Below are 901 nucleotides of genomic sequence, written 5' to 3'. Positions count from 1 at the left end.
GAACCCGAGCAAGCTCTCGGTAGAGCCAGCAATATGACGGAAATCGACAATCACAGCATCCGAGCCACTGTTCTTGATCGGCGCAAGCGTCCAACTGCCGGTATTACCCGGAGTGCCTTCAGTGAACCTCAGGGTGCCGCTTGTCGTGGCTTCCCAAGGTGCATTAATCGGGTTTGATTCTCCATCGTCCACGAAGGTCATCGTGCCCGTGCCATCTTCGTTGAGATAAATATTGGCCTTGTCATTTTCGCCAACCAGGTCAATGCTGAAATCAATCTCCATCCCTTCGAAGAAGCCATCTTCTTCACGCTCGACGATAACAGTACTGGCATTCCCGGCCAGGTCTTCCAGCTCCACAGCGAAACGGCCAATACGACTGAAACTAAAGCTGCCGTCGTCGGCATGAGTAAAGGCCAGGTCGCCCCACGGTTGCTGTTCATAGGACTCAAGCGCATTAGGAGAATCTGCATCATACAGCCCCCCCGGCCCGTCCGTTTCAGCCTCAACACTGGAGATAGTGAAAGCGCCACCGCTAGTCGAATAGGTTCCCCACTCGGAAGACACCTCTATCGGAGAGGCGCCCTCATAGGATTCCTCATTGGCATTGTGCGCTATGGTGTAGTTGGAATCGTCCAGAATGGTCAGCACATTGAAAGCGCCGCCCTCTTCTGCCAGATACCAGGCACCGACAAGCGGATTTGTCGAACTTTCAATCGCCGTAAACGTCACCGTATTGTCTACGAATTGATCATCCGACAGCTCTTCCGTGACAGTAAGAACAAACTCACTATCGGCCAACTGTAATGTCACGGTTTCACCTGACAGATCAGACAACCCACCACTATTATCGGATTCACCGGACACCGTCAGGGTTAAGTCGCCAGATACGGGATCCCAGGTA

The 901-nt window shown here is 52.8% G+C and carries 1 protein-coding gene; it reads right to left on the bottom strand.

The features are described from left to right. The coding region (locus A3730_RS32175) for a hypothetical protein (protein ID WP_231884036.1) at window positions 1-810 on the bottom strand (810 nt) is incomplete at its 3' end. Window positions 811-901: the final 91 nt, after the last annotated feature.

The sequence above is a fragment of the Alcanivorax sp. HI0044 genome (assembly GCF_001634945.1).
This window is presented reverse-complemented; position numbering and strand designations above follow the sequence as displayed.